Source organism: Gilliamella sp. BG1 (genome assembly GCF_046635625.1).
GTDB classification, from domain to species: Bacteria; Pseudomonadota; Gammaproteobacteria; order Enterobacterales; family Orbaceae; genus Gilliamella; species Gilliamella bombi.
Genome location: NZ_JBIDFG010000018.1, coordinates 26,061 through 49,523 on the forward strand (window position 1 = coordinate 26,061; position 23,463 = coordinate 49,523).

Genomic DNA, 23,463 nt, shown 5'->3' on the forward strand with positions numbered 1-23,463 from the left:
TTGCTCAACTTAAACCATTTAAATATCTATTTAGCTACCCATTTACCATCTTCACCTTTGTGATAAACCTTTTCGACAGCAGCCCAAGCTACTTTAAAAGCAATCGTTTCTGGTGCACTGTTATCACGCCGTTTATGCGGATCTTGATATTCCTTAATTGCACTATTAAATGCTTCTTTAAAAATATCTTGCGCATGTTCAGGCAAGACATGGCGTACTGAATCAGGTAAATCTTCACGTGTTTTATATGGCATATCACATCCCCTCATAAATTAATCTTAGATGACTGAAAATTTAAAATGGTAATGGTAAAATAGCACATTCATCGAATATATTATCGTCTATAAAATAATATAATTACTAGGGCGTGGATCGGCTACACTAATTAGTACCAGTTTTCAATGCGATAAATAAATATTCTTAAGTCTTTTGTTTACAACATCGAAAAGAGGGAAATAAAATTAAAAAATCAGGCATATTTATGCCTGATGAATAACTAAAATCAAGTAAGATCTTTAATCATCACTATAACCCAAACTACGCAACGCTCGTTCATCATCAGCCCAGCCTGCTTTGACTTTTACCCAAAGCTCTAGATGGACTTTGTTGTCGAAAAATGATTGCATGTCTTTGCGCGCTTCAATACCAATTTTTTTGATTTTTTCACCTTTGTTGCCGATGACCATTTTCTTTTGTCCTTCACGTTCAACTAAGATTAATCCGTTAATGCGGTACATTCCATTACGTTCGTCAACTTTAAATTGTTCAATTTCAACCGTTACTGAATAAGGTAATTCATCACCTAAAAAACGCATAAGTTTTTCACGGATAATTTCTGATGCCATAAAGCGTTGCGAGCGGTCGGTAATGTAATCTTCAGGGAAATGGTGTTCACCTTCTGGTAAGTGTTTTTTGACGATATCTTTTATAATATCTACACCTTCTCCTTTTTCAGCGCTAATTGGCACAACATCAAGGAAGTTAATTTTTTGGCTTATCGCTTGAATATGCGGTAATAATTGTGTTTTGTCGGTGACGTTGTCAATTTTATTAATTACTAACAGAACTGGGCTTTTGCAATCTTTGAGTTTGTTGGCGACCATTTCGTCGTCGTCATTCCAATGTGTGCCTTCAACCACAAAAATAACGAGTTCAACATCCCCTATTGAGCTGCTTGCAGCACGATTCATTAAGCGGTTTATGGCTCTTTTTTCTTCAATATGAAGTCCGGGAGTATCGATATAGATAATTTGGTCATTATCCTGCGTGTCAATACCCACAATTCGGTGACGGGTCGTTTGCGCTTTGCGTGATGTAATCGAAATTTTTTGACCAAGCAATTGGTTTAGTAGCGTTGATTTACCTACATTTGGTCGCCCGACAATGGCGACAAATCCACAATGTTGTGTTGTTTCTGTCATTTTATACCTAATTGGTTGAGTGCTTCTTGTGCGGCAGCTTGTTCTGCTTTTCGGCGACTTAAGCCACGACCTAAATATTCATGGCTATCATTGTCAATTTTGCATTGAATTAAGAATTCTTGTTCGTGGTTATCGCCAGTTACTTCAAGAATTAAATAACATGGGCGCGGACGATGAATTCCTTGTAAGTATTCTTGTAATCTTGTTTTGGCATCTTTTTGTTTAATACCAGGTTGAATTTGAGTCAAGCGGCTTTGGTACCATGATAAGATTAGTGAACGAGCTGTATCGAGGTTGCTATCTAGATAAATGGCACCAATTATGGCTTCTACAGCATCAGAAATAATCGATTCGCGACGAAAACCACCACTTTTTAATTCACCTTGTCCTAAAATAAGGTGATCGCCCAATTTAAAATCTTTACCAATTTCGGCAAGTGTTTGCCCGCAAACGAGTGTTGCACGCATTTGGCTTAGGTCACCTTCATCTTGTTTGATAAAACGGTGATAAAGTTCATCAGCTATAACAAGACTTAAAATAGAATCCCCTAAAAACTCTAAACGTTCATTATGCAGTTTATTAGCACTTCGGTGAGTAAGTGCTAATTCAAGTAAGGATATATCTTGAAATATATAGCCGATTGATTGTTGAATTTGACTAAATTTTTTCATAATTATAGCTATTAATGTATGCCACCAATACGACTTAAGCGAACTCCAGTTGGCCATTCGTTTGGTTGTTTTTCAAAGCTGATCCAAATTGCGGTTGCTTTACCAACAAAATTAGCTTCCGGTACAAAACCAAAGTATCGACTGTCACCACTGTTGTCACGGTTGTCACCCATCATAAAGTAATGACCTTGTGGTACAACCCAAGTGGCTATCGGTTGTCCATCCTGATGATAAAAATAGCTAGGATTTTCTTGTGAACCTTGAGTGGTTAGAATATCATGCGGTGTGTCACCAAGAGTTTCTTGTTGAATATTCATATTTAATGTCATGATAGACTGAGAATCAACAATACCTTTATCCGCATATTGTTCTAGCGTGTAAAAATTAGGGTTTGATTTGAACTGTTCATGCACCTCTTTCCAGTTACTTGGCCTTGGTTCGCTGTAATGCAAATTGAGCGGCTGTGATTGTTGCCCTTCGCAATTTGCATCTGTTGCTTGGCAAGCAGGATAGATTAAGATTTGCTTTTCTTTTACCAAATAGACTATTTTGTCACCTGGTAAGCCAACAACACGCTTTATAAGATCCATTTGAGGCACATTTGGGTGTTTAAATACGGCAACATCACCACGTTTTGGTTGTCCTGTCGGAATGATGACGGTATTAGTAATAGGATCACGCACGCCATAAGAAAATTTTTCAACCGCAATAAAGTCGCCAATTAGTAATGTTTGCATCATTGATCCTGATGGAATTTGAAACGGTTCATAGATGAATGAACGAATAACAAACACGACAAACAATACCGGAAAAAACGATGCCAAATTTTCAACCCAACCTTTGGGTTTACCAACTTCAGCCAGTATCTTTCCATCAACTTCGCCATTGCTTTGAGTGCGGATTTCTTCAACTTTACGTTGTCTTGCTGGTTTCCATTTGAATTTTTCTAAAAACCAAAAGATACCAGTAATGAGTGTTGCTAGTGTTAATATGATGGCAAATGTTCCAGCCATTTTTTTCCCTCTTTAAATAAATCTTTTTATTGATTTGTTTTTAATTGGTTAATCTTTTCCTACATGCAAAATGGCTAAAAAGGCTTCTTGCGGTAATTCCACATTACCTATTTGTTTCATGCGCTTTTTACCTTCTTTTTGCTTCTGTAAAAGTTTCTTTTTACGACTCACATCGCCACCATAACATTTGGCTAATACATTTTTGCGTAGTTGTTTGACCGTTGATCTTGCTATGACATGATTACCGATAGCCGCTTGTATGGCAATATCAAATAGTTGACGAGGAATAAGATCTTTCATTTTTTCAACTAATTCTCGTCCACGATATGGTGCATTGTCTTTGTGGGTAATTAAGGCTAATGCGTCAACACGTTCACCATTAATTAATACATCTAACCTTACCATGTCGGCAGCTTGGAATCGTTTAAAACTGTAATCTAATGATGCATACCCACGCGAAGTCGATTTTAGTTTGTCAAAAAAGTCTAATACAACTTCGGTCATTGGGATTTCATACGTTAAAGCAACTTGATTGCCATGATAAACCATATTGGTTTGCACACCACGTTTTTCAACACAAAGTGTGATGACGTTGCCTAAATAAGTTTGCGGAACTAATATGTTACATTCTGCTATTGGTTCGCGTAATTCTTGAATGTTATTTACTGCTGGTAACTTGGCAGGGCTATCAACGTAGATAATGTCATTTGATGTAGTTAGTACTTCATAAACAACCGTCGGTGCAGTGGTTATCAAATCAAGGTTGTATTCACGCTCTAAGCGTTCTTGAATGATTTCCATATGTAATAAGCCAAGGAAACCACAACGGAATCCAAATCCTAAAGCTCCAGAATTTTCTGGCTCATAAAACAATGAGGCATCATTTAGACTTAATTTGCCAAGGGCATCACGAAAAGCTTCGTAATCGTCAGAACTGGTTGGGAATAATCCAGCATAAACTTGTGGTTTGACCTTTTTGAAACCAGGTAATGGATTTTGCGCAGGCGCTTTTGCTAAAGTTAAGGTGTCGCCCACTGGCGCGCCTAGTATATCTTTGATCGCACAAACAACCCAACCCACTTCACCACAATGCAGGCATTGTTTGTCAATTTGCTTAGGGGTAAAAATACCAAGTCGATCAACGTTATAAGTCATACCTGTGCTCATTACTTTGATCTTATCACCTTTGTTTAATTCGCCATTTTTAATGCGAATTAATGAAACTACACCTAAATAATTATCAAACCATGAATCGATAATAAGTGCTTGCAATGGTGCTGTCGAGTCACCTTCTGGTGGTGGAATATCGCTGACCAATTGCTCAAGTACATCAACAACGCCAACGCCAGTTTTTGCCGAGCAACGCACTGCATTGCTAGCATCAATACCTACAATATCTTCGATTTCGGCTGCAACGCGCTCTGGTTCAGCCGCAGGTAAGTCAATTTTGTTTAGAACAGGGACAACTTCAAGATCCATATCTAACGCAGTGTAGCAGTTTGCCAGTGTTTGAGCTTCAACACCTTGCCCCGCATCCACAACTAATAACGCCCCTTCACAAGCAGCTAGCGAGCGTGACACTTCATAAGAAAAATCAACATGACCTGGTGTGTCAATAAAATTGAGCTGGTATGTTTCGCCATTTTTAGCATGATAATCAAGGGTTACACTTTGTGCTTTGATTGTGATGCCACGCTCACGCTCAAGATCCATTGAATCAAGTACTTGAGCTTCCATTTCACGATCTGAAAGCCCACCACAAATTTGTATTATGCGGTCTGAAAGCGTTGATTTACCATGGTCAATATGGGCAATAATTGAAAAATTGCGGATATTTTTATTCATATTAATAAATTATAATTAGTATCTTGGTTATTAACGGTTAACTATCTAAAATGCCTTTTGGTTATGACCAATATTGCTAATAATTACATAGTCAGAAAGTAAAATATTTTACACTTTTATCGCTACCAAGCATAGCGTTATTAAGTAGTTTGCACTTATTTCTGAACAATATTTTGTGCAATACGTTCAATAGTAGTACGAGGTAAATTACCTATGATGATAATGTTTTTGTGACCTAAGTTGGTTGAATAAATAGTCCTTCCACCTTGTTGAATAATTTGATTAGCTTGTTTAGCTTGTTCAGATGAGATATTGACCGTAAACGAAAATACGCCATCCGAAAACAATTTAGTCGCGATGTCAGAACTATAAAAATTCAAATTATAAGCAGCCACTTCTTTAAATCCTTTAGGTAACCAAGCTAGTCGCCATTGGTCAAAAGCATTATTTTGTTTTTCAATCGATAATAAGATTGGGTAAGTTCGACTAGCGATATAATCTAGCTGTTCTTTCTTATCAAAATTTTTATCTAGTTGGATTACTTTTATCTGATTAATGATGTCGCTATTTTGATCTAATAAATCGATCCTAATTGGTAAACTGGTTTCATCATCAATCCAAATTACATAGCTATAACGGTCCTGTTCTTTAGCTATGATTTTAACTAATTTTGCGCTTCGATTAGCTGTTCTTGCTTTGCCTAAAAAAATAAAATCGTAAACCTCTTTAAGGTCATTAAAATTATTATAAACAACATCGGGGTAAGCTTCGATAATTCGTGAGCTAGTGATAGAAAATGATGAACTATTAGGCTGAAAGTAACTGGTTATGCCTTTATGTAAGATGATCTCTTTATCAGGACCTTCCAGATAGCGCAAGTAAGCATTAATATCTTCTTTTACAGGCGCACCTATATGGCTATATTCGAATGTGGTTACATATTGATTTTTATCTTCAGATACGAAGTAAATACGGTAATCTTGCGTTTGTACAGCGTGATTCATTTTGTTTAATAACGCAAAGGCATCCTCTGTATCGTTGGCATAAATCGATACTGAAAAAAATGCAAAAAACAGAGCGAATATTATTTTTCGGCTCTGTTTTATAAAATATTTGATAAAATAATTTGATGATTTCATTTAAAATTAGTGTGCATTTAATCTTTTTTGCAATTCATAATCTTGTACAAGCAATCTAATTTTGTCGTATTGTCGTTTTTCAAGTAATTGCTGATCGTTTTGTTGATGAATGCCACCTACAGGAGCCACACTTACACCAACTGGTACTGTATTTAGTGTAGGGCTTGCACTGGTACTATCTGTTTGTCCTTGATTATATTGTACACCTGCAATAATTCCAAGAGTGACACAAGCTGCAAGCCCAACTTGGCTTACTTTGCCTATAAAGTCCTTAACGTGAATCCAAATTAGGTTTTCAGCTTTTGGTGGCGAGGTTGTGTCAATATTAGGTTGATCAGTTGGTTGATTGTATAAATCTTCAGTTGCTATCGCTTGTGCAATTTGGCTAGAGATATCTAAATTTAGTGAACTACTATGATTTAATGAATTACTGTGTAATTCACCTCGCATTGTATCTCTGATAATATGGTAACGATGCCAGCATGATTGCAAACTTTCATCATTTAATACTTCATCAACAATATGGTCATTTGTAAACTCACCATCCATAAGTAATGAAAGTTGCTCTTTCTGTTCTATTTGCATAGTAAATACCTTAAATTTATGACTACTCTTTATTCATTTGTTTGTAGCCATTAACTGAGTAATGGTTTAATTTTTTCATCAATTGCATCACGAGCTCTAAAAATACGGGATCTCACTGTGCCAACTGGTACATCCATGATTTGAGCAATTTCTTCGTAGCTTAACCCTTCGATTTCGCGCAATGTAATTGCTGTTTTTAAATCATCAGGTAATGCTTCGATCGTTGCAAATACTGTTTTTTTTACTTCGTCTGAAAGCGCTAAATTTTCAGGATTATCAAGATCTCTTAATGAATCTGCACCTTCGTAACTTTCGGCTTCACTAGCATCTATATCTGATGATGGTGGCCGTCGTCCTTGAGACGTTAAGTAGTTTTTTGCTGTATTGACTGCAATTCGATACAGCCATGTGTAAAAAACACTTTCACCTTTAAAAAGACTTAATGATCGATATGCCTTAATAAAAGTCTCTTGCACAACATCAGGAACTTCGGACGCTAATACATAACGAGAAACCAAATGAGCCAGTTTATTTTGATAACGAACAACAAGTAAATTAAATGCGTTTTTGTCTCCATTAAGAACGCGATCTACTAATACTTGGTCTGTTACTTGCTCCCCCATTAAAGGCCTTTCCTTATTTTGTTAATAACTGTCAATCGGCCCAAAGTTGTGCAGACATACAGTTAGATTCTTAAATTAGAAAAAAGTTCCCATTATTTTAATAGAAATTTAATTATTTTACTTATTAATTGTAAACTTTTATTATTTTTATACTAAAACACATAGTTACCTGAAACTTTTTGACATGATTACATTCAAGTAAGATCGTTTGCCGATCTTTTAATTAAGCGGGATAATCTGTCTTTCATCATGCTCATTATAGGTGATTTGATAAAATTGAGGTAGATTAAAATTAACTGAGCTACTGGTAGTAAATGAAAAACGATCGTCAGATAAGATATAAAATTCGTTAATATCTTTAACCATATTATCTATTGAACCGTTGCAATTACGGTATATTTCAACTTGGTTATGTTCATTTAGAATGTAAAGATCAAAACCTGAATCAGTATTTTCAAAAAAGAATTGTATGATCCCGGCATAAGCCACGCTATCAATTTCTTTTGGTAGTTCGTTAGTTTCGTCTAAAATGTTTAGTGGTCTGCCTTGTATTTTGTTATTTGATACAGCGCCATAAAAATCAATCGCACTTTCAAATTGATGGCATGATACCCCTAATCGCTCAAAAAATAGATACCATGAAGCTCCACCGATCCTTAATGGTTTTACTTGCGTTGAGTTATTTTGAGTGGTAGTTAAACGTAAATCGATACATTCATCCATTAACTTTTTCATTTGTTGTTTGATTTCATCACTCTGGTACTCGCTATAACAAAATATTTCTAGCAAATTAGGCAAATCAGCATCTTTATGCATTCGATTTAGTAATTCCTTAATCGCCTGAAGCACTGATAGTGCACCGCTGAAATGGAGAACACGAATTTCGTTCCACGAATTGCGATAAAGAAGATCAATTGATCCCACTAAACTTAGCTCATTTTTACCATAATTAAGTACACTATTGGTCACTTCATCGTCTAATTCAATGTTAGCGGTCGGATCATCTTCTAAATTTAAAATAATAGCTAAGTGACGAATTTCGCATGGTCCATATAGCTGTTCTTCAGTTGCTGCTGGCACATCAATAGGAAAGTAATTTTTTAGATCAACGATCAATTTATTAATTTTCGAATTATTTCTGTTTTCACCATCATGATAATAAAAGTGAGTGCTATCAGCAATTAAGCCGTTAAAATAACACCAACCTACTAGTTTTACTAAGTATTTGCTATATTCAAGATATTGATGGCCAATAATTGAGTGCAACATGGGTTTTTGATTGTAAACGTACCATCCTGCTCGATTGACACGATCTTCTGCAACATGAATAAATGTTAATGCTTCTTCTTGTAAATTATCAGATATATTGAGCTTTAACGTTGTAATCTTTCCCGGTAATACTTCAAAAGCAGCATAGAGCTTTCGTGTTAATATCGCCAGATCTTGAGGACTAATTAATGAGTCTAAATTATTACGACGACCAAAATTGAGTAAATTTCGATAGCCGGACATCATGGTGTGTAATAAGATTTCGTGTATTTCTCGGACTTGCCCTATTTTCCAAGTTTGACAAGAATCTAATTTTGCAATTTGTTGCTCATCCCATCCCCAACTTTTAACTAGGTCACTTAAAATAGAGCGTCGCCATGACGACGATTGCATTGGGATAGAAAGTTTTTCGTTCACTTTTAAATAAAAGCAATTACGAATTAATTCAAGTCGTTCATAATCATTAATTTCAATGAGGTATTTACTGATTCTGTCCAACAGCATGTAATACGAATCAAGATACATTCCTTTATGAATTTCGCCTTTTTGAATCAGCTCCCTCATTTGATAAGCAACTGGTTTATTTTGTGGGTAAATCCATGAGTACGCTTCTAATAACAGGGTTTTAAGTACCGCTTTAAAAGGTGAATCAATACTTTTATAAAGTTGCCATAAACTTGCGCCAAAATACTCTTGAGCTGATAATCCAGTTAGTGGACCAAAATCAATCCATTGCTCTCGCTCGATTAAATTAAGATCAACCATCGCTTGAACGCACTTTTCATAAGTAGGATAAGTAAGGTTATTTACGGTGAAATTATAAGGTATTGCAAACCACAACAAGTATTTGCCAGCTAATAAATTTGCGGAACGGTAAAACTCCTCAAGTAACAAAATATGCTGTGCAGTTCCGCAATTTTCGCCCATTAGGCATTCATGATGTTTATTAATAAAACGATCAGCATCTACCACAAATAACGTTAATTTGACTTGCAAATTTGCTGCCCAGTCTTCGATCAAACGGCATTTTTGTTGTAAGGCTTCTTTTTGTTGATCTGTTAAATTGTTTTCAATGCATATCCAGATATCAAGATCAGATTGAATTGACTGTCCAATAGAACAGGTACTTCCCATTGTATATAAAGCGGATATGGCTGGGATGTTAATTATTTTATTTTCGTTAGTGGATGGAATAAAATCGAATTCAGTTTTAAGCCGTTTACTTACATCATCAGACAATTGATAGCAAGCAATACCTGAAGGTATATCGCCTTCCATATATCCTGGTAATTTAGGTGTGTGATAATGAAAAAGCGCAGGAAGTAATAAAAATACCTGCTGAAATTCAGGAGACATACCAATGATAGCACGCTCACGTTTCAATTTGGCAAGATCTTCAAGCTCTTTTTTTATGTTATTGATATAATATTGCATGGCTTCAATTAGATAAAACACGCGTATTAATTTAACGCTACTATTAAATCTAGCATGTTATTTGTGTAAGGTAAATAGAACAAAAATTTAAACCCTAAATAAAATGAATAATTATGATAACAATTGAAAATATTGCTAAACAGATGCAAAAAAAAGAAAACACAAAATTTATCGATAATAAAGCTGCAGTATTATTGCCGATTATTGATATTGATCATCAATTGCATCTTTTATTTCAAATTAGATCTAGAAAATTAAAATGGCAACCTGGAGATATTTGCTTTCCTGGTGGGCGTGTGGAATTATCTGATACCAATCCCGAATACACAGCTAAACGTGAAACAGTTGAAGAATTGGGTATCCCCTTTAAGCACATAACAATTTTAGGAGCATTACCCAAGTTTATTGCAACATTAGGTATGGCTATTTATCCATTTGTTGGCACAATCAATTCACTTGATGATCTGAAACTAAATCATGATGAAGTCGAACAGATTTTTACCGTTCCTATTGAGTGGTTTATTCAAAATCCCCCTCAGCGTGCAACAATGTTTGTCGGGCATAAACCTTCTGATGATTTCCCTTTTGATATCATTGTAAACCGATCACCTAAATGGCAAAAAAGAGCTGAGTATTCTGTCTATTATTATCAGTATCACAATCGGGTTATTTGGGGATTAACTGCACAAATCCTTAAATTCTTTATTGAAAGAATTAGAGAATAATCTGTAGGAAAAATATAATTTAGAAAATATTAACATTCTTAATTAGCTCAAATTAACTCTTTTTTTGACAATTCATTTCATTTTAAACAATTAATGCTAGGCACCCTTCTATTTGATTAAAAGAACTTGAGGATTATTACTGAACGTCTTATAACAATAACAAGTTGTTTTACTATTTTTTCCTACCAAAACAACTATTAATGTCTTAACGCTTTTTACAAGTAGACAAGGACAACACATCAGGAGCTCTGCCAGTTCGAATACTTTCGAAGTAATATCAATAAATGTATTTGCAAATAAAATAAGCGTTAAACAACGATTTTCTATTTTAATAATTCAAAAATGAAGGAATATATTATGAAACGTTTTACCAAATCCTCTATTGCATTAGCCGTATTGTTATCATTACCTGTTGCTAGTCTTTATGCTGCTGAGCCATTAACTGCTAAAGAAAGTAGTCATTTAGTACCATTAAAAGAAATTTCAGTAACTGGAAGTTATTTACAAGCCGAAAATGCTGCTAAAGATATTTCTCGCGCTGCCGATGAAGCAGGTGCTAAATATTACTATATTACTGCAATGGAAAGTCCAGCTAATGGAACTTCTTCAGATCGTGCGATTGTTTATGCCAATATTTACAAATCTAACGCACCAATAGCCGTACAGAAAAATGAAACTATTTATAATGGCGTGGTTTCTTATGAACGTTCAAAAGCTCTTTACTATTTACCATTTGATGTTGTTAAATTTAAAGGTAATTACAATAACACTTCCGAAATTACCGAAACTGCAAGTAAATTAGCCGCTGAAAAAAATGCCTATGCGTTTTATATCGATTCAATTTCATCTGATGATATTAGAAACCAAGCAGAAAATATCGAAGTTGCTTTATACAAACAAGACGCACCCGTTAGGGATTATATCGTCACAACAGCAATAGCAGGTCAAGATGCCTACGAAATTAGTAGCGAAGCATTTAAACACATGACGCCATTTAGTACTATTAGCTTCCATGGTGTATTTAACAATACAGCAGAAATCAGTGCCGCCGCACAAAAACATGCAGTTGCTAATGGTGCGCACTTTTATTATGTAAAAGAAGTATCATCTAACCCCGCAAGCACTGCACAAACTGTTTTTATAAATCTATATAAATAAGATTGTACGTAACTGAAATAAACCCACGTGAGCAATTTTACTTGCCCGTGGGCTTTGACTAAAAACACCTCAGATTTAGAATTAATTTTATTAAAGTTTTTATTTGTTTACTCCTAGATTATTCCACATCTCAATTCAAATTTCGTATTATTATTTTCATTTTTTAATCTCAAGACGGTATAGAATCCTGAATATTTTTACAAAAATTGGATCAGCAACGCTAATTTTTTGTTTGAAAATGTGTGCCATTGAAATATAAAACTTTGCTTTTTTATTGTTCAAATTTCCTTTAACATCTATATATTTGTATAAGATAAAATACGTGGAAATTATTCCATTAAATTGCATATATTATGAAAGCGATATTTTTCTTACTTTTTTTTATTTAGTACCAATTTTGTAGAAGCAGCAACGGTTAGAATCCTTCCGCGCGTGGGTCACGATTACAACCCAATATATCCATCTTTATTAGGTTTATTTTTAGGACTTTTATTCTTGTTGGGTATATCGTCGTTAACATAGGTGCTAGAGGAATTTAGCATAAATAGAGAAAAAAAGCGAAAAGAGACCAAATAAAGAAAAACAGAAAAGAACAAATAAAAAAATTGCATGAAGATAAACTAGCAAAAAAGAAAAGAAAAAAGCAATCCCAATAATCAATAAAAATATGTGTAAGTTATCATCACCGTTATTTTTAAAATATATGCTATAATGGCGCTTTATTTTTAATAAAAAGAGAGATTATTTTGCAACAGTCGTTACAAGATTTTATTATTGATAAGATTGATGATCTAAAAGGAAAAGACATTGTTACCCTTGATGTTCGTGGCAAATCAAGTATTACCGATTATATGATTATTTGTACTGGCACTTCAAACCGTCATGTTTCCTCTATTGCTAACCATTTACTTGATGAAGCAAAAAAACAAGGCCATTTGGTGTTAGGTAGCGAAGGTAAAAGTGATGCCGATTGGGTCGTAGTTGATATGGATGCGGTCATTGTACATATAATGCAAGAAGAAAGCCGTCAGCTTTACGAACTTGAGAAGCTTTGGAGTTAATCACGTGAAGATACAGCTTATTGCTGTTGGCAATAAAATGCCAAACTGGGTTACCACTGCTTTTAATGATTATCAATCACGATTTCCTAAAGATATGCCTTTAGAGCTTATTGAAATCCCCGCTGGAAAACGTACAAAAAATGCAGATATTGTACGGATCTTAGATAAAGAAGGCGAAGCAATGTTAAGTGCCTGTGGCAGAGGCAATCGCATTGTGACTCTTGATATTCCAGGTAAACCTTACACAACGCATAATTTAGCTGAACAATTAGAACGTTGGAAAGTAGATGGCCGTGATGTGAGTTTATTAATTGGTGGACCTGAGGGGTTATCTCCTTCTTGCAAAACGGCAGCGGAACAGAGTTGGTCACTGTCGCCACTTACCCTACCTCATCCTTTAGTGCGGGTTATTGTAGCTGAAAGCCTTTACCGTGCATGGAGTTTAACCACTAATCATCCTTATCATCGTGAATAATAAAGTAAGGTAAATATGATGAGCGCAATTATTTTAGATTTGCAAATTGCTACAGAAGATAACCAAAATTTGCCTACCGAAGCGCAAATTATGCAATGGTTAGAGGTTATTTTACCTCAGTTTATGGATAACGCCGAGCTCACTATCCGTATTGTCGATAAACAAGAAAGTCAGCAATTAAATTGTACCTATCGTCATAAAGATAAACCAACTAACGTTTTATCTTTTCCGTTTGAATCTCCAATCGAGATCGATGTTCCTTTATTGGGTGATCTAATTATTTGTAAGCAAGTGGTTGAAGCTGAAGCTGAGCAACAACATAAATCATTAACTTCGCACTGGGCACATATGATTGTGCATGGTTGTTTACATTTACTCGGTTATGATCATATTCTTGACGAAGAAGCTGAAGAAATGGAAAATATCGAAATTGATATTATGCTGCAGTTGGGGTTTGAAGATCCTTATCAACCCATTGATGAATAGAAATGTACGATAGGTCGTTTAGTTATATGCTATTTTGCAAACTTTTTTAGTAAGTAAATTAAGTAAACTAAGCCAAAAATAGTAAATTAATAATAAAGTAAGAAAGGAAAAGCACAAATGAGTGATGATAATCACCGGAGACCTAAAAAAGGGTTTGCATTATGGTTAAGTCAGTTATTTCATTCAGAACCCAAAGATAAAGAAGAACTGATCGAAGTGATCCGCGAAGCCGAAGAAAACGAGCTTATCGATCCCGATACGCTTGATATGATCGAAGGCGTTATGGATATTGCCGAACAACGCATTCGCGATATTATGATCCCCCGCTCTCAAATTGTTACCATAAAAGACAATTATTCACTTGATGAGTGTTTAGATATTATTTCTGAACATGGGCATTCCCGTTATCCTGTTATTAGTGAAGATCGCGATCACATTGAAGGGATTTTATTGGCAAAAGATCTGTTGATTTTTATTCGCCAAGGCGTCGATAATTTTGATTTGAAAAAAATCCTTAGACCAACCGTTGTTGTACCTGAAAGTAAACGTGTTGATCATATGCTAAAAGAGTTTCGTATGCAGCGTTACCATATGGCAATGGCTATTGATGAATTTGGTGGTGTTTCGGGGCTTGTGACTATTGAAGATATTTTAGAACTCATCGTGGGCGATATTGAAGATGAGTATGATGAAGTTGAAGATCGCGATATTCGTCGCTTAACGCAATCGGTTTATACTGTGCGAGCCCTCACTCTAGTGGAAGATTTTAATGAAATATTTTCAACTGATTTTAGTGATGATGAGATGGATACCATTGGAGGACTGGTAATGCAACATTTTGGACGCTTACCCTTACGCGGTGAAACCATTACCATTGACGGCTATCAATTTAAAGTTACCATTGCAGATCGAAGACGAATCATTCAATTGCATGTGACTATTCCTGATGGGGCTACCGTGCCTAATTTAGAGTTATCTGAAAATGCTTAAAAAAATATTATTAAGCCTAATTTTTGGTGGTATAGCAGTTTTTAGTTATGCTCCATTTCATATTTGGCCTCTAGCTTTTGTATCGTTTGCCGGTCTTTTATGGCTTATTGCTGATAGATCTAAAAAACAAGCTATGTTACTGGGATTAAGTTGGGGCATTGGCTATTTTGCCGCTGGGATCCATTGGGTTTATATCAGTATTAAGCAATATGGAGAGTTACCCGCTCCCATTGCTATTATCATTTTAGGTTTTTTAATCCTATACTTGTCACTCTATCCTATGCTATTTGCTTTTCTATTAAGGATGGCAAATCGTTTTGCTGGACAATTTTCATTTAAACAACTTATATTTCTTGCTCCTGTGCTTTGGCAATTAACCGAATTCTTACGAGGGTATATTTTAACCGGATTTGCTTGGTTGCAACTCGGTTATAGCCAACTAGATAGTCCGTTAAAAGGCTATTTTCCTATATTGGGGATTGATGGTGTTAATTTACTGCTAACAATTTTATGCGGATTATTTGTTTATTGCATAAAGACAATAAATAGCAAAACGCCAAAAAGGCACACGCTTGGTGCATTTATTGCACTACTTGCGATCTTATTTGCACCAATTTTATTCAATAATATTAATTGGACTAAAGTTAATGACACTCGTTCAGCTAATTTTGTTTTAATTCAAGGAAATATTTCGCAGTCAATTCGTTGGACAAGAGAACAACTTAACAACACACTACAAACCTATACAAAACTGACTAAACAAAACTTTGGTAAAGATAAAATTATCATTTGGTCAGAGGCTAGCATCACCGATTACGAAATAAATCAACAATCTTTTTTACAATATCTAGATAACGAAGCCCGAGCCCATGATTCTGAAATAGCTGTTGGTATTATTGATTATCGTTTTGGCGAAGATGGGTATCAATCTAATGGATATATCTACAATACTTTATTAGTATTAGGAGAAAAGGAGCATTATCAATATCCAACTATCAACCGTTATAAAAAACACCATCTAGTGCCCTTTGGGGAGTTTACACCGTTAGAATCAGTACTTGAACCAATTGCTGAATTGCTCAACATTCCTATGTCCTCAATGAAATCTGGCGAAACAAAACAACCTCAATTACAAATAAAAGGCTTTAAATTTACCCCAGCCATTTGTTATGAAGTGATTTTATCTAATTTAATATGGCAAAATTTTTCTCCAGATACAGATTTTTTACTTACTGTTTCAAACGATGCTTGGTTTGGTGATAGTATTGGACCTAAACAACATTTACAAATGGCGCAAGCTAGAGCGCTTGAATTTGGTAGACCTTTAATTCGTAGTACTAATACAGGGATTACAGCCATTATTGATCCACATGGTAATATTGTTAAAAAATTACCGCAATTTGAAACAGGCGCATTATCTGCATCTGTATCACCAACAACTGGCCTAACGCCTTATGCTATATGGGGGAATTGGCCTTATTTAGTTGTGATGTCATTAATGTTTATCTCACTTTTTATAAAAAAACGTTTATAGTTCACTATACTGGCATAATTATTGCTTAAATATAATTGGGTTTTAATAAGTCTTGATGTAATCAGCAATCTAATATTGCGTTAATTGCTGGTTACATCTAACTCCAATAAATAGATAAATAAACAGTAAAAAGTACTTTTATGCTAAAAAATAAGTTATAATATATGCCCTTTGTAAAAATGTTAAAATTATTTAATATGATACAAAATAAACAGTAGGAGATGAGTATGAACAAAAAGACAAAATTAACCAAACTAGTGTTATCATTTGCAATGTTAGGTCTAGTAAGTAGTACCGCATTTGCCGATGAATTAACTGGTACACTAGCTAAAGTAAAAGAAAATGGTGTGATTGTCGTAGGACATAGAGAATCATCAGTCCCATTCTCATATTATGGTGATAACCAAACAGTTGTTGGTTATTCTCAAGATTACTCAGATCTTATTATTAATGCGGTAAAAAAAGAGTTAAACATGCCTAACTTGCAAGTTAAATACTTACCGCTGACTTCTCAAAACCGTATTCCACTGTTACAAAATGGTTCTTACGATTTTGAATGTGGTTCAACAACCAATAATCTTTCTCGTCAACAACAAGTTGATTTTTCAAATACGATCTTTATTGTTGGCACTCGTTTTTTAGTTAAAACTAGTAGCAATATTAAAGATATTGACGATCTGAAAGGTAAAAATGTGGTCGTAACTTCAGGTACAACATCCGAAGTTATGCTCAACAAAATCAATACTGAAAAAGGGTTAAATATTCGTATTATTGCAACCAAAGATCATGGTGATGCATTTCGCACACTTGAAAGTGGACGAGCAGCAGCATTTCTTATCGATGATGCATTATTAGCAGGTGAGCGCTCCAAAGCAAAAAAACCTGAACAATGGGAAATTGTAGGTACACCATTATCTTATGAAGCCTATGGTTGTATGTTGCGTAAACAAGACCCACAATTTAAAGCTTTAGTCGATAAAACTATTTCAGAAGCACAAACATCAGGTGTCGCCGAAAAGTCATATAACCGTTGGTTTAAACAACCTATTCCACCAAAAGGGTTAAATATGAACTTTGATATGTCTTCTGAGATGAAAGAACTTTTCGCTCATCCTAATGATAAAGCATTAGATTAATACGCAGATATTTTCCCATAAGGACGTAGGTAACTGCGTCCATCATCTTATTTAGTACTATTTACATTTTTTTTTTACATGTTGGAGTATTTATGACAACAAGTTGGAATTGGGGGATTTTTCTTCAACCAGCACCATTTGGGGATACAACGTATCTAGGCTGGTTGTGGTTAGGTTTCCAAATGACCATATTGCTAGTTATTACATCAGGAACTGTTGCCTTTTTGGTTGGTTCGCTATTTGGTGTGCTGAGAACATTACCTAACCGCTTTTTATCTGGCTTAGGTACATGTTATGTTGAAGTTTTTAGGAATATCCCGTTAATCATTCACTTATTCTTTTGGATTGAAGTTGTACCAGCGTTGGTACCAGAATCTATCCGTGACTGGTTATATAGCCTTGACCCTATGATATTTACTTTATTAATGTCAACCATAGGATTAGGATTATTCACAGGTGCACGTATTTGTGAACAAGTGAGAGCTGCTATTCAGTCAATCCCTACAGGTCAGAAAAGTGCAGGAATTGCATTAGGATTAACCCTAAAACAAACCTATTTATATATTTTATTACCAAACGCTTATCGACGTGTTCTACCACCGTTAACATCTGAAATATTAAATATGGTTAAAAACTCGGCTGTTGCTTCAACTGTTGGTTACGTCGAATTAACCAAACAAGCAAACCAACTGCTTGAACATGCAGGCCAACCTTATGAATCATTCATAGCTATAACATTTGGGTATGTACTTATCAATGTCGTTATAATGTTTACTATGCAATATATTGAGAAAAAAGTACGACTTCCTGGCGTATTAGGAGGTAAATCATGATGGATTTAGAATGGGGACAAATCCTACCTAATTTACCTTATATCATGAGAGGTATGTTATTAACTTTAGAGATAACACTTACCGCTGTAATTTTTGGTATTATTTGGGGAACGCTACTTGCCATTATGCGACTTTCTTCGATTAAAGTGCTACATTGGTTTGCTTTATGCTATGTAAATATATTCCGTTCAATTCCATTAATGATGGTTTTGCTCTGGTTTTATTTGCTTGTGCCTCAACTATTAGAAAAAATTTTAAATCTTCCGCCTACAACAGATATACGTTTTGTGTCAGCATTGATCGCTTTTGCATTATTTGAAGCAGCTTACTATTCAGAAATTATTCGGGCTGGTATTCAAAGTGTATCTAAAGGACAAATCAGTGCATCATTAGCACTGGGCATGACTAAAGGTCAGGCATTAAGAATGGTGATTTTACCGCAAGCATTTCGTATTATGGCTCCATTATTATTAACGCAGGGGATTATATTATTCCAAGATACAACGCTTATTTATACATTAAATTTAGCGGATTTCTTCTATCGTGCGGTTAATATTGTAGGCAATAGAGATGGTTTAATCGTTGAAATGGTATTATTTACAGGAGCAGTTTATTTTGTTATTTGCTTCACCGTTTCACGTCTAGTTAATTATTTTAAGAAAAGGATTACTCGATGATCTCCTTAGAAAATATTTCAAAATGGTATGGACAATTTCAGGTATTAAAAAACTGCACCACTCGAGTTGGTAAAGGCGAAGTTGTTGTTGTTTGTGGTCCTTCAGGTTCAGGAAAATCAACCCTGATAAAAACTGTAAATTGTTTAGAGCCTGTACAAAAAGGCAAAATTATTATTGATGGAACAGAAGTTACAAATAAAGCGACTAACTTAGCTAAATTACGCTCCAAAGTAGGTATGGTATTTCAACACTTTGAACTGTTTCCACATTTAACTATTTTAAAAAATCTAACACTTGCACAAATTAAAGTGTTAGGTCGAACAGACGAAGAAGCTCGAGAAAAAGCGCTTAATCTTTTAGAGCGTGTTGGTTTACTTGCCCATGCAGATAAATACCCTGCTCAGCTCTCTGGTGGTCAACAACAACGTGTAGCGATCGCTCGTGCGTTATGTATGGATCCTATTGTTATGTTGTTTGATGAACCAACCTCAGCACTAGATCCTGAAATGGTAAACGAGGTGCTAGATGTTATGGTTGAACTGGCTTATGAAGGTATGACTATGATGGTGGTTACTCATGAAATGGGCTTTGCGCGTAAGGTAGCCCACCGAGTTATCTTTATGGATGCTGGTGAAATTATTGAAGATACCTCAAAAGAGCAGTTCTTTACTAATCCACAATCAGATCGTGCTAAAGACTTCTTAGCTAAAATTATCCATTAATTTAATTATTACAGGGCTTTTAGCCCTGTTTTATTATTTCTTCCTCGAATTACACATCATCTTTCAAAAAATAAACTCAAATATGCTTATCAAAACAGAATCAGCTATTATTTTGCAATAAACTGACTAAACCACTATGTCTTTGCGTTTGTGATTTAATTGCTTGTAACAAGATAGCTTCAGTCGCATAAATTGAAACCGTTTTTTTAGCACGGGTAATAGCAGTATAAAGTAAAGAACGATTAAGTAACGGCGAATTATCAGTTGGTAAGATAATATTTACATCATCGAATTCTGAACCTTGTGATTTATGAATTGTCATGGCATAAGCCGTTTCATGTTCGGGTAATCGAAATGGAGAAAATCCTTTAATAGATCCATCAGCAAAAGGGAAATAAACACGCAATTTTGAACTATCATGCTCGGCTTTTAATGTAATGCCAATATCGCCATTATATAGCCCTAATGAAGCACTATTACGTAATATCATGATGGGTCGACCAACATACCATGCTTCTTTATTTTTCAAATAAATTAATTTGTTTTTGGCTAAAAGTAATTCAATTTGTTTATTTAAACCTTCGACACCAAAATGTCCTTCTCTGACAGCACAAAGTAAGCGATATTCAGCAAATTTAGATAAAACCAACGCTATATCATCAGTGCCATTCTGCTTAATCACATTTAAATAATGTTTATAATGATTAATACTATCGTGTAAAACATCTTCATAAGCCTGTTGTGAAGAAAGAGCATGATACTGAATATCACTTAATGATTCATCTAATAATAATTTTTTAACAGAAGTTGAGCACCCAGCTTTGACTGCATTAGCCAACAATCCAATACCAGATGATTCGTTAAAACGATAACTTTTTTGTAATAAACAAATGCTATCAGTAATTTTTGCTGTTTGCTGGCAAGCTGGTACATCATAACCAGTCAATTGACTTAGCTCTTTTGCCCGTGCTTTGCTATAACCATGCGAAATAAAGGTACAAAGGTCACCAAACACAGCTCCCGCTTCAACTGATGAGAGTTGATCTTTATCACCTAACAAAATTAAACGAGCAGAATTAGGTAATGCTTCAATTACTCTTGCCATCATATTTAAATCAACCATAGATGCTTCATCAATGACTAACACATCGACATGCAATGGATTATTCTTATCATGCTTAAATGAACGATTATCTGCTTTTGCACCTAATAAACGATGTAAAGTGATTGCTTCTGCTTTTATATTTAGTGGTGCAAAATCGAGTTGCTCGATTGTGCGACTCAGTGATTCGGTTAACCTTGATGCCGCTTTTCCTGTAGGTGCCGATGTAATAATTCGAGCATGCGGATTGGTTAACAAAATTCCGGCTAAAATTTTGGCAACAGTAGTTGTTTTACCCGTACCTGGTCCACCAGAAATAATAGCAACTTTGCGTGTTAACGCAGCAGCAACTGCTACTTTTTGCCAATCAATTTCGGTTTGATTCTGAATAAAAAGTTGATTAAGTACAGTGGTTAAATCAGTATTGTAGCTAAGTTCTTTATCTAAAGCTGTATGATTGAAATATTGAGCTACATTTTGTTCATCTAACCACATTCTTTGAAAATAAAGTTTATTTTCAATAAAAATAAGCGGAGACAAATTTGTTCCATCACTCACAACCTGACTATCATAAGCTTGTTCAAGAGCAATTTTCCAATCTTGCGCATTTGGCGAATCTAATTGTAACCAAAGCTGTGATTCAATCGTTGATTCATCTAAATAAGCAAGATCAAGACAAACATGTCCCGATCTAACCTCTTTACTTAGTGATAGAACCAAAAAACTAAAACGTTTGGTAGTAATATCATCATTTAACATTGCTTTATTCGTCAAAAACGTTGCCAAATGAATATCTAGCAAACTAATTTGGCTATCTTGTTTAAATTGGCTTAACCACTCGTTTAACATATTCTATTTCTGTTATTAACTTATTTATAAGCCAATTATATCGTTAACTTTATCTTTTGGATAAGTCAGTTTAAAACTTAAGTTAAGATTTTTATTTTCACCTTTGGTCAACAATACTTTTGATTGCCCTTGTAATTCTGCACCTTGCAAAAAAAACTTGACTTTATTAAGTGTTACATTATTGTTTGTAAAAACACTGCTAGAAGCAAATGCATTTAAAAAAGCTAATTTCTGTATTTTCATATAGTTCCTTTGAAATAAAAACTAATTTATAACTATTTAAAAATAATTATGTTATAAGTTAAATGGCACATGATTCTCTCTAACAATGGTAATAAAGTAGTTATTCTATCTGTTTAATTGCTATTAATTTTAACATGATTGTATAAAAAATAAATTATTTTTTGTTTAATATATTGAACGAAAAATAAAAATGATTTATATTTCGTTTAAGATAAAAAACAAAATAAGGAATATTCTATGAGTAACTTCAATTATCTAAAAAAAGCAATCAAACGTAAGAATATATCTTTACAAACTGTCGCCGATGCTTGCCAAATGACTAAAGGTTATCTTAGTCAACTCATTAATGATAAAATTAAAAATCCGAGCGCACAAAAATTACAATCACTCCATCAATATTTACAAATCGAAAAAACAACCAAAAATAAAAAAGTAGGTGTGATTTTTGGTAAATTTTATCCTTTACATACTGGACATATTTATCTTATTCAGCGAGCAATTAGTCAGGTTGATGAGTTATATGTTATTCTTTGTTCTGATACTCAACGCGACGAAGCGCTTTTTAAACAAAGTGCTATGTCTCGCCAACCAACTATTAATGATAGAATTCGTTGGCTACTACAAACTTTTAAATATCAAAAAAATATCCACATTGAATTATTAGAAGAAGACGGCATTCCAGCTTACCCAAATGGCTGGCATGAGTGGAGTGAACGAGTAAAGAAACTATTTCAAGAAAAAGGCATAAAACCAGATTATGTTTACTCAAGTGAACCGCAAGATGTCGCTATGTATAAAGATTTGTTTGATCTAGAAACTGTCTTAATTGATCCAAAACGACAATTTATGCAAATAAGTGGTACTCAAATCCGTCAAGCACCGCTGAAAAACTGGCAATACATTCCAACCGAAGTTAGACCTTTTTTTGTTAGAACCGTTGCCATCTTAGGGGGAGAATCTAGTGGTAAATCAACTTTAGTTAATAAACTAGCAAACGTATTTAACACAACCAGTGCATGGGAATATGGTCGGGATTATGTATTTTCTCAACTTGGCGGGGACGAACGCGCATTACAGTATGCTGACTACGATAAAATCGCATTAGGGCATGCACAATATATCGATTTTGCCATAAAACATGCCAATAAAGTTTCGTTTATTGATACCGATTTTGTGACAACTCAAGCTTTTTGTAAAAAATATGAAGGTAAAGAACATCCATTTTTACAAGCTATGATCAATAACTATCGTTTTGATTTAGTAATTTTACTCGGCAATAACACGCCATGGGTCGCTGATGGTTTACGTCATTTAGGCAGTCCAAAACAACGTAAAGATTTTCAAAAACTATTAATAACGTTATTAGAAAAAAATAATATCAAATATATAGAAATAGAATCGCCTGATTACGAAGAACGTTATTTACGTTGCATTGAACTAGTTAATCAACTTATTAATGATGAAGAGTAATA

The 23,463-nt window shown here is 34.6% G+C and carries 23 protein-coding genes; 12 read left to right on the forward strand and 11 right to left on the reverse strand.

Annotated elements, in window-relative coordinates:
* Positions 1 to 26: 26 nt before the first annotated feature.
* The 9 genes from ACGH80_RS10100 to ACGH80_RS10140 form a co-directional block, all read right to left on the reverse strand.
* Positions 27 to 254, reverse strand: coding sequence for a ChaB family protein (locus tag ACGH80_RS10100; protein ID WP_065590864.1), 228 nt, complete (start codon positions 252 to 254; stop codon positions 27 to 29).
* 261 nt (positions 255 to 515) lie between these two features.
* On the reverse strand, positions 516 to 1,421 hold the full coding sequence (gene era, locus ACGH80_RS10105) for a GTPase Era (RefSeq protein WP_085164856.1): 906 nt from the start codon (positions 1,419 to 1,421) through the stop codon (positions 516 to 518).
* Positions 1,418 to 2,095 (reverse strand): ribonuclease III, encoded by a 678-nt coding sequence (gene rnc, locus ACGH80_RS10110; protein WP_411631089.1) that lies wholly within the window; start codon positions 2,093 to 2,095, stop codon positions 1,418 to 1,420. Before rnc ends, era begins: the two co-directional genes overlap by 4 nt.
* A gap of 8 nt (positions 2,096 to 2,103) precedes the next feature.
* The gene (lepB, locus tag ACGH80_RS10115; protein WP_411631075.1) at positions 2,104 to 3,105 is read right to left on the reverse strand and encodes a signal peptidase I; all 1,002 of its coding nucleotides are present in this window, start codon (positions 3,103 to 3,105) and stop codon (positions 2,104 to 2,106) included.
* Between the two features lie 48 nt (positions 3,106 to 3,153).
* Positions 3,154 to 4,950: a translation elongation factor 4 gene (lepA, locus tag ACGH80_RS10120; protein ID WP_034909972.1), complete on the reverse strand. Its 1,797-nt coding sequence runs from the start codon at positions 4,948 to 4,950 to the stop codon at positions 3,154 to 3,156.
* Positions 4,951 to 5,105: 155 nt separating this feature from the next.
* Complete coding sequence (locus ACGH80_RS10125; protein ID WP_174799059.1) at positions 5,106 to 6,089, reverse strand: MucB/RseB C-terminal domain-containing protein; 984 nt, start codon at positions 6,087 to 6,089, stop codon at positions 5,106 to 5,108.
* A gap of 6 nt (positions 6,090 to 6,095) precedes the next feature.
* Entirely contained in the window at positions 6,096 to 6,674 is a 579-nt protein-coding gene (locus ACGH80_RS10130; RefSeq protein WP_174799053.1) for an RseA family anti-sigma factor, read from the reverse strand.
* A 50-nt stretch (positions 6,675 to 6,724) separates the two neighbouring features.
* Positions 6,725 to 7,297: an RNA polymerase sigma factor RpoE gene (gene rpoE, locus ACGH80_RS10135; protein ID WP_034909980.1), complete on the reverse strand. Its 573-nt coding sequence runs from the start codon at positions 7,295 to 7,297 to the stop codon at positions 6,725 to 6,727.
* Positions 7,298 to 7,516: 219 nt separating this feature from the next.
* Positions 7,517 to 10,000 carry a class I adenylate cyclase gene (locus ACGH80_RS10140; protein WP_411631077.1) on the reverse strand — a complete coding sequence of 828 codons (2,484 nt, stop codon included), beginning with the start codon at positions 9,998 to 10,000 and terminating at the stop codon, positions 7,517 to 7,519.
* A 113-nt stretch (positions 10,001 to 10,113) separates the two neighbouring features.
* Here ACGH80_RS10140 and ACGH80_RS10145 point away from each other — a divergent pair, with 113 nt between their 5' ends.
* From ACGH80_RS10145 to ACGH80_RS10195, 11 genes are all read left to right on the forward strand, one after another.
* The gene (locus ACGH80_RS10145) at positions 10,114 to 10,725 is read left to right on the forward strand and encodes an NUDIX hydrolase (RefSeq protein ID WP_065590855.1); all 612 of its coding nucleotides are present in this window, start codon (positions 10,114 to 10,116) and stop codon (positions 10,723 to 10,725) included.
* A 357-nt stretch (positions 10,726 to 11,082) separates the two neighbouring features.
* Positions 11,083 to 11,883: a YdgH/BhsA/McbA-like domain containing protein gene (locus ACGH80_RS10150; protein WP_411631079.1), complete on the forward strand. Its 801-nt coding sequence runs from the start codon at positions 11,083 to 11,085 to the stop codon at positions 11,881 to 11,883.
* 743 nt (positions 11,884 to 12,626) lie between these two features.
* Positions 12,627 to 12,944: a ribosome silencing factor gene (gene rsfS / locus ACGH80_RS10155; RefSeq protein WP_034909992.1), complete on the forward strand. Its 318-nt coding sequence runs from the start codon at positions 12,627 to 12,629 to the stop codon at positions 12,942 to 12,944.
* 4 nt (positions 12,945 to 12,948) lie between these two features.
* Positions 12,949 to 13,419, forward strand: a complete 471-nt coding sequence (gene rlmH, locus ACGH80_RS10160; protein WP_411631081.1) for a 23S rRNA (pseudouridine(1915)-N(3))-methyltransferase RlmH — start codon at positions 12,949 to 12,951, stop codon at positions 13,417 to 13,419.
* Positions 13,420 to 13,437: 18 nt separating this feature from the next.
* Positions 13,438 to 13,905, forward strand: a complete 468-nt coding sequence (ybeY, locus tag ACGH80_RS10165; RefSeq protein WP_065590851.1) for an rRNA maturation RNase YbeY — start codon at positions 13,438 to 13,440, stop codon at positions 13,903 to 13,905.
* A gap of 117 nt (positions 13,906 to 14,022) precedes the next feature.
* Positions 14,023 to 14,895, forward strand: a complete 873-nt coding sequence (corC, locus tag ACGH80_RS10170; RefSeq protein WP_085164649.1) for a CNNM family magnesium/cobalt transport protein CorC — start codon at positions 14,023 to 14,025, stop codon at positions 14,893 to 14,895.
* On the forward strand, positions 14,888 to 16,429 hold the full coding sequence (gene lnt, locus ACGH80_RS10175) for an apolipoprotein N-acyltransferase (protein ID WP_296301162.1): 1,542 nt from the start codon (positions 14,888 to 14,890) through the stop codon (positions 16,427 to 16,429). The genes corC and lnt overlap by 8 nt, the downstream gene beginning before the upstream one ends.
* A 227-nt stretch (positions 16,430 to 16,656) precedes the next feature.
* On the forward strand, positions 16,657 to 17,565 hold the full coding sequence (locus tag ACGH80_RS10180) for a glutamate/aspartate ABC transporter substrate-binding protein (protein ID WP_085164646.1): 909 nt from the start codon (positions 16,657 to 16,659) through the stop codon (positions 17,563 to 17,565).
* 92 nt (positions 17,566 to 17,657) lie between these two features.
* Complete coding sequence (locus tag ACGH80_RS10185) at positions 17,658 to 18,398, forward strand: amino acid ABC transporter permease (protein ID WP_065590847.1); 741 nt, start codon at positions 17,658 to 17,660, stop codon at positions 18,396 to 18,398.
* Positions 18,395 to 19,075 (forward strand): glutamate/aspartate ABC transporter permease GltK, encoded by a 681-nt coding sequence (gene gltK, locus ACGH80_RS10190; RefSeq protein WP_065590846.1) that lies wholly within the window; start codon positions 18,395 to 18,397, stop codon positions 19,073 to 19,075. The genes ACGH80_RS10185 and gltK overlap by 4 nt, the downstream gene beginning before the upstream one ends.
* A complete protein-coding gene (locus ACGH80_RS10195; RefSeq protein ID WP_034910011.1) occupies positions 19,072 to 19,797 on the forward strand; it encodes an amino acid ABC transporter ATP-binding protein in 726 nt (241 codons plus the stop codon). The genes gltK and ACGH80_RS10195 overlap by 4 nt, the downstream gene beginning before the upstream one ends.
* A 100-nt stretch (positions 19,798 to 19,897) precedes the next feature.
* Here the strand turns inward: ACGH80_RS10195 and recD are convergent, their stop codons facing one another.
* Together recD and ACGH80_RS10205 are read right to left on the reverse strand one after the other, a co-directional pair.
* Entirely contained in the window at positions 19,898 to 21,748 is a 1,851-nt protein-coding gene (gene recD, locus ACGH80_RS10200; protein WP_174799045.1) for an exodeoxyribonuclease V subunit alpha, read from the reverse strand.
* A 24-nt stretch (positions 21,749 to 21,772) separates the two neighbouring features.
* Complete coding sequence (locus ACGH80_RS10205; protein ID WP_296317881.1) at positions 21,773 to 21,991, reverse strand: hypothetical protein; 219 nt, start codon at positions 21,989 to 21,991, stop codon at positions 21,773 to 21,775.
* 237 nt (positions 21,992 to 22,228) lie between these two features.
* Here ACGH80_RS10205 and nadR point away from each other — a divergent pair, with 237 nt between their 5' ends.
* Positions 22,229 to 23,461, forward strand: coding sequence for a multifunctional transcriptional regulator/nicotinamide-nucleotide adenylyltransferase/ribosylnicotinamide kinase NadR (gene nadR / locus ACGH80_RS10210; RefSeq protein ID WP_296317879.1), 1,233 nt, complete (start codon positions 22,229 to 22,231; stop codon positions 23,459 to 23,461).
* Positions 23,462 to 23,463 lie beyond the last annotated feature (2 nt).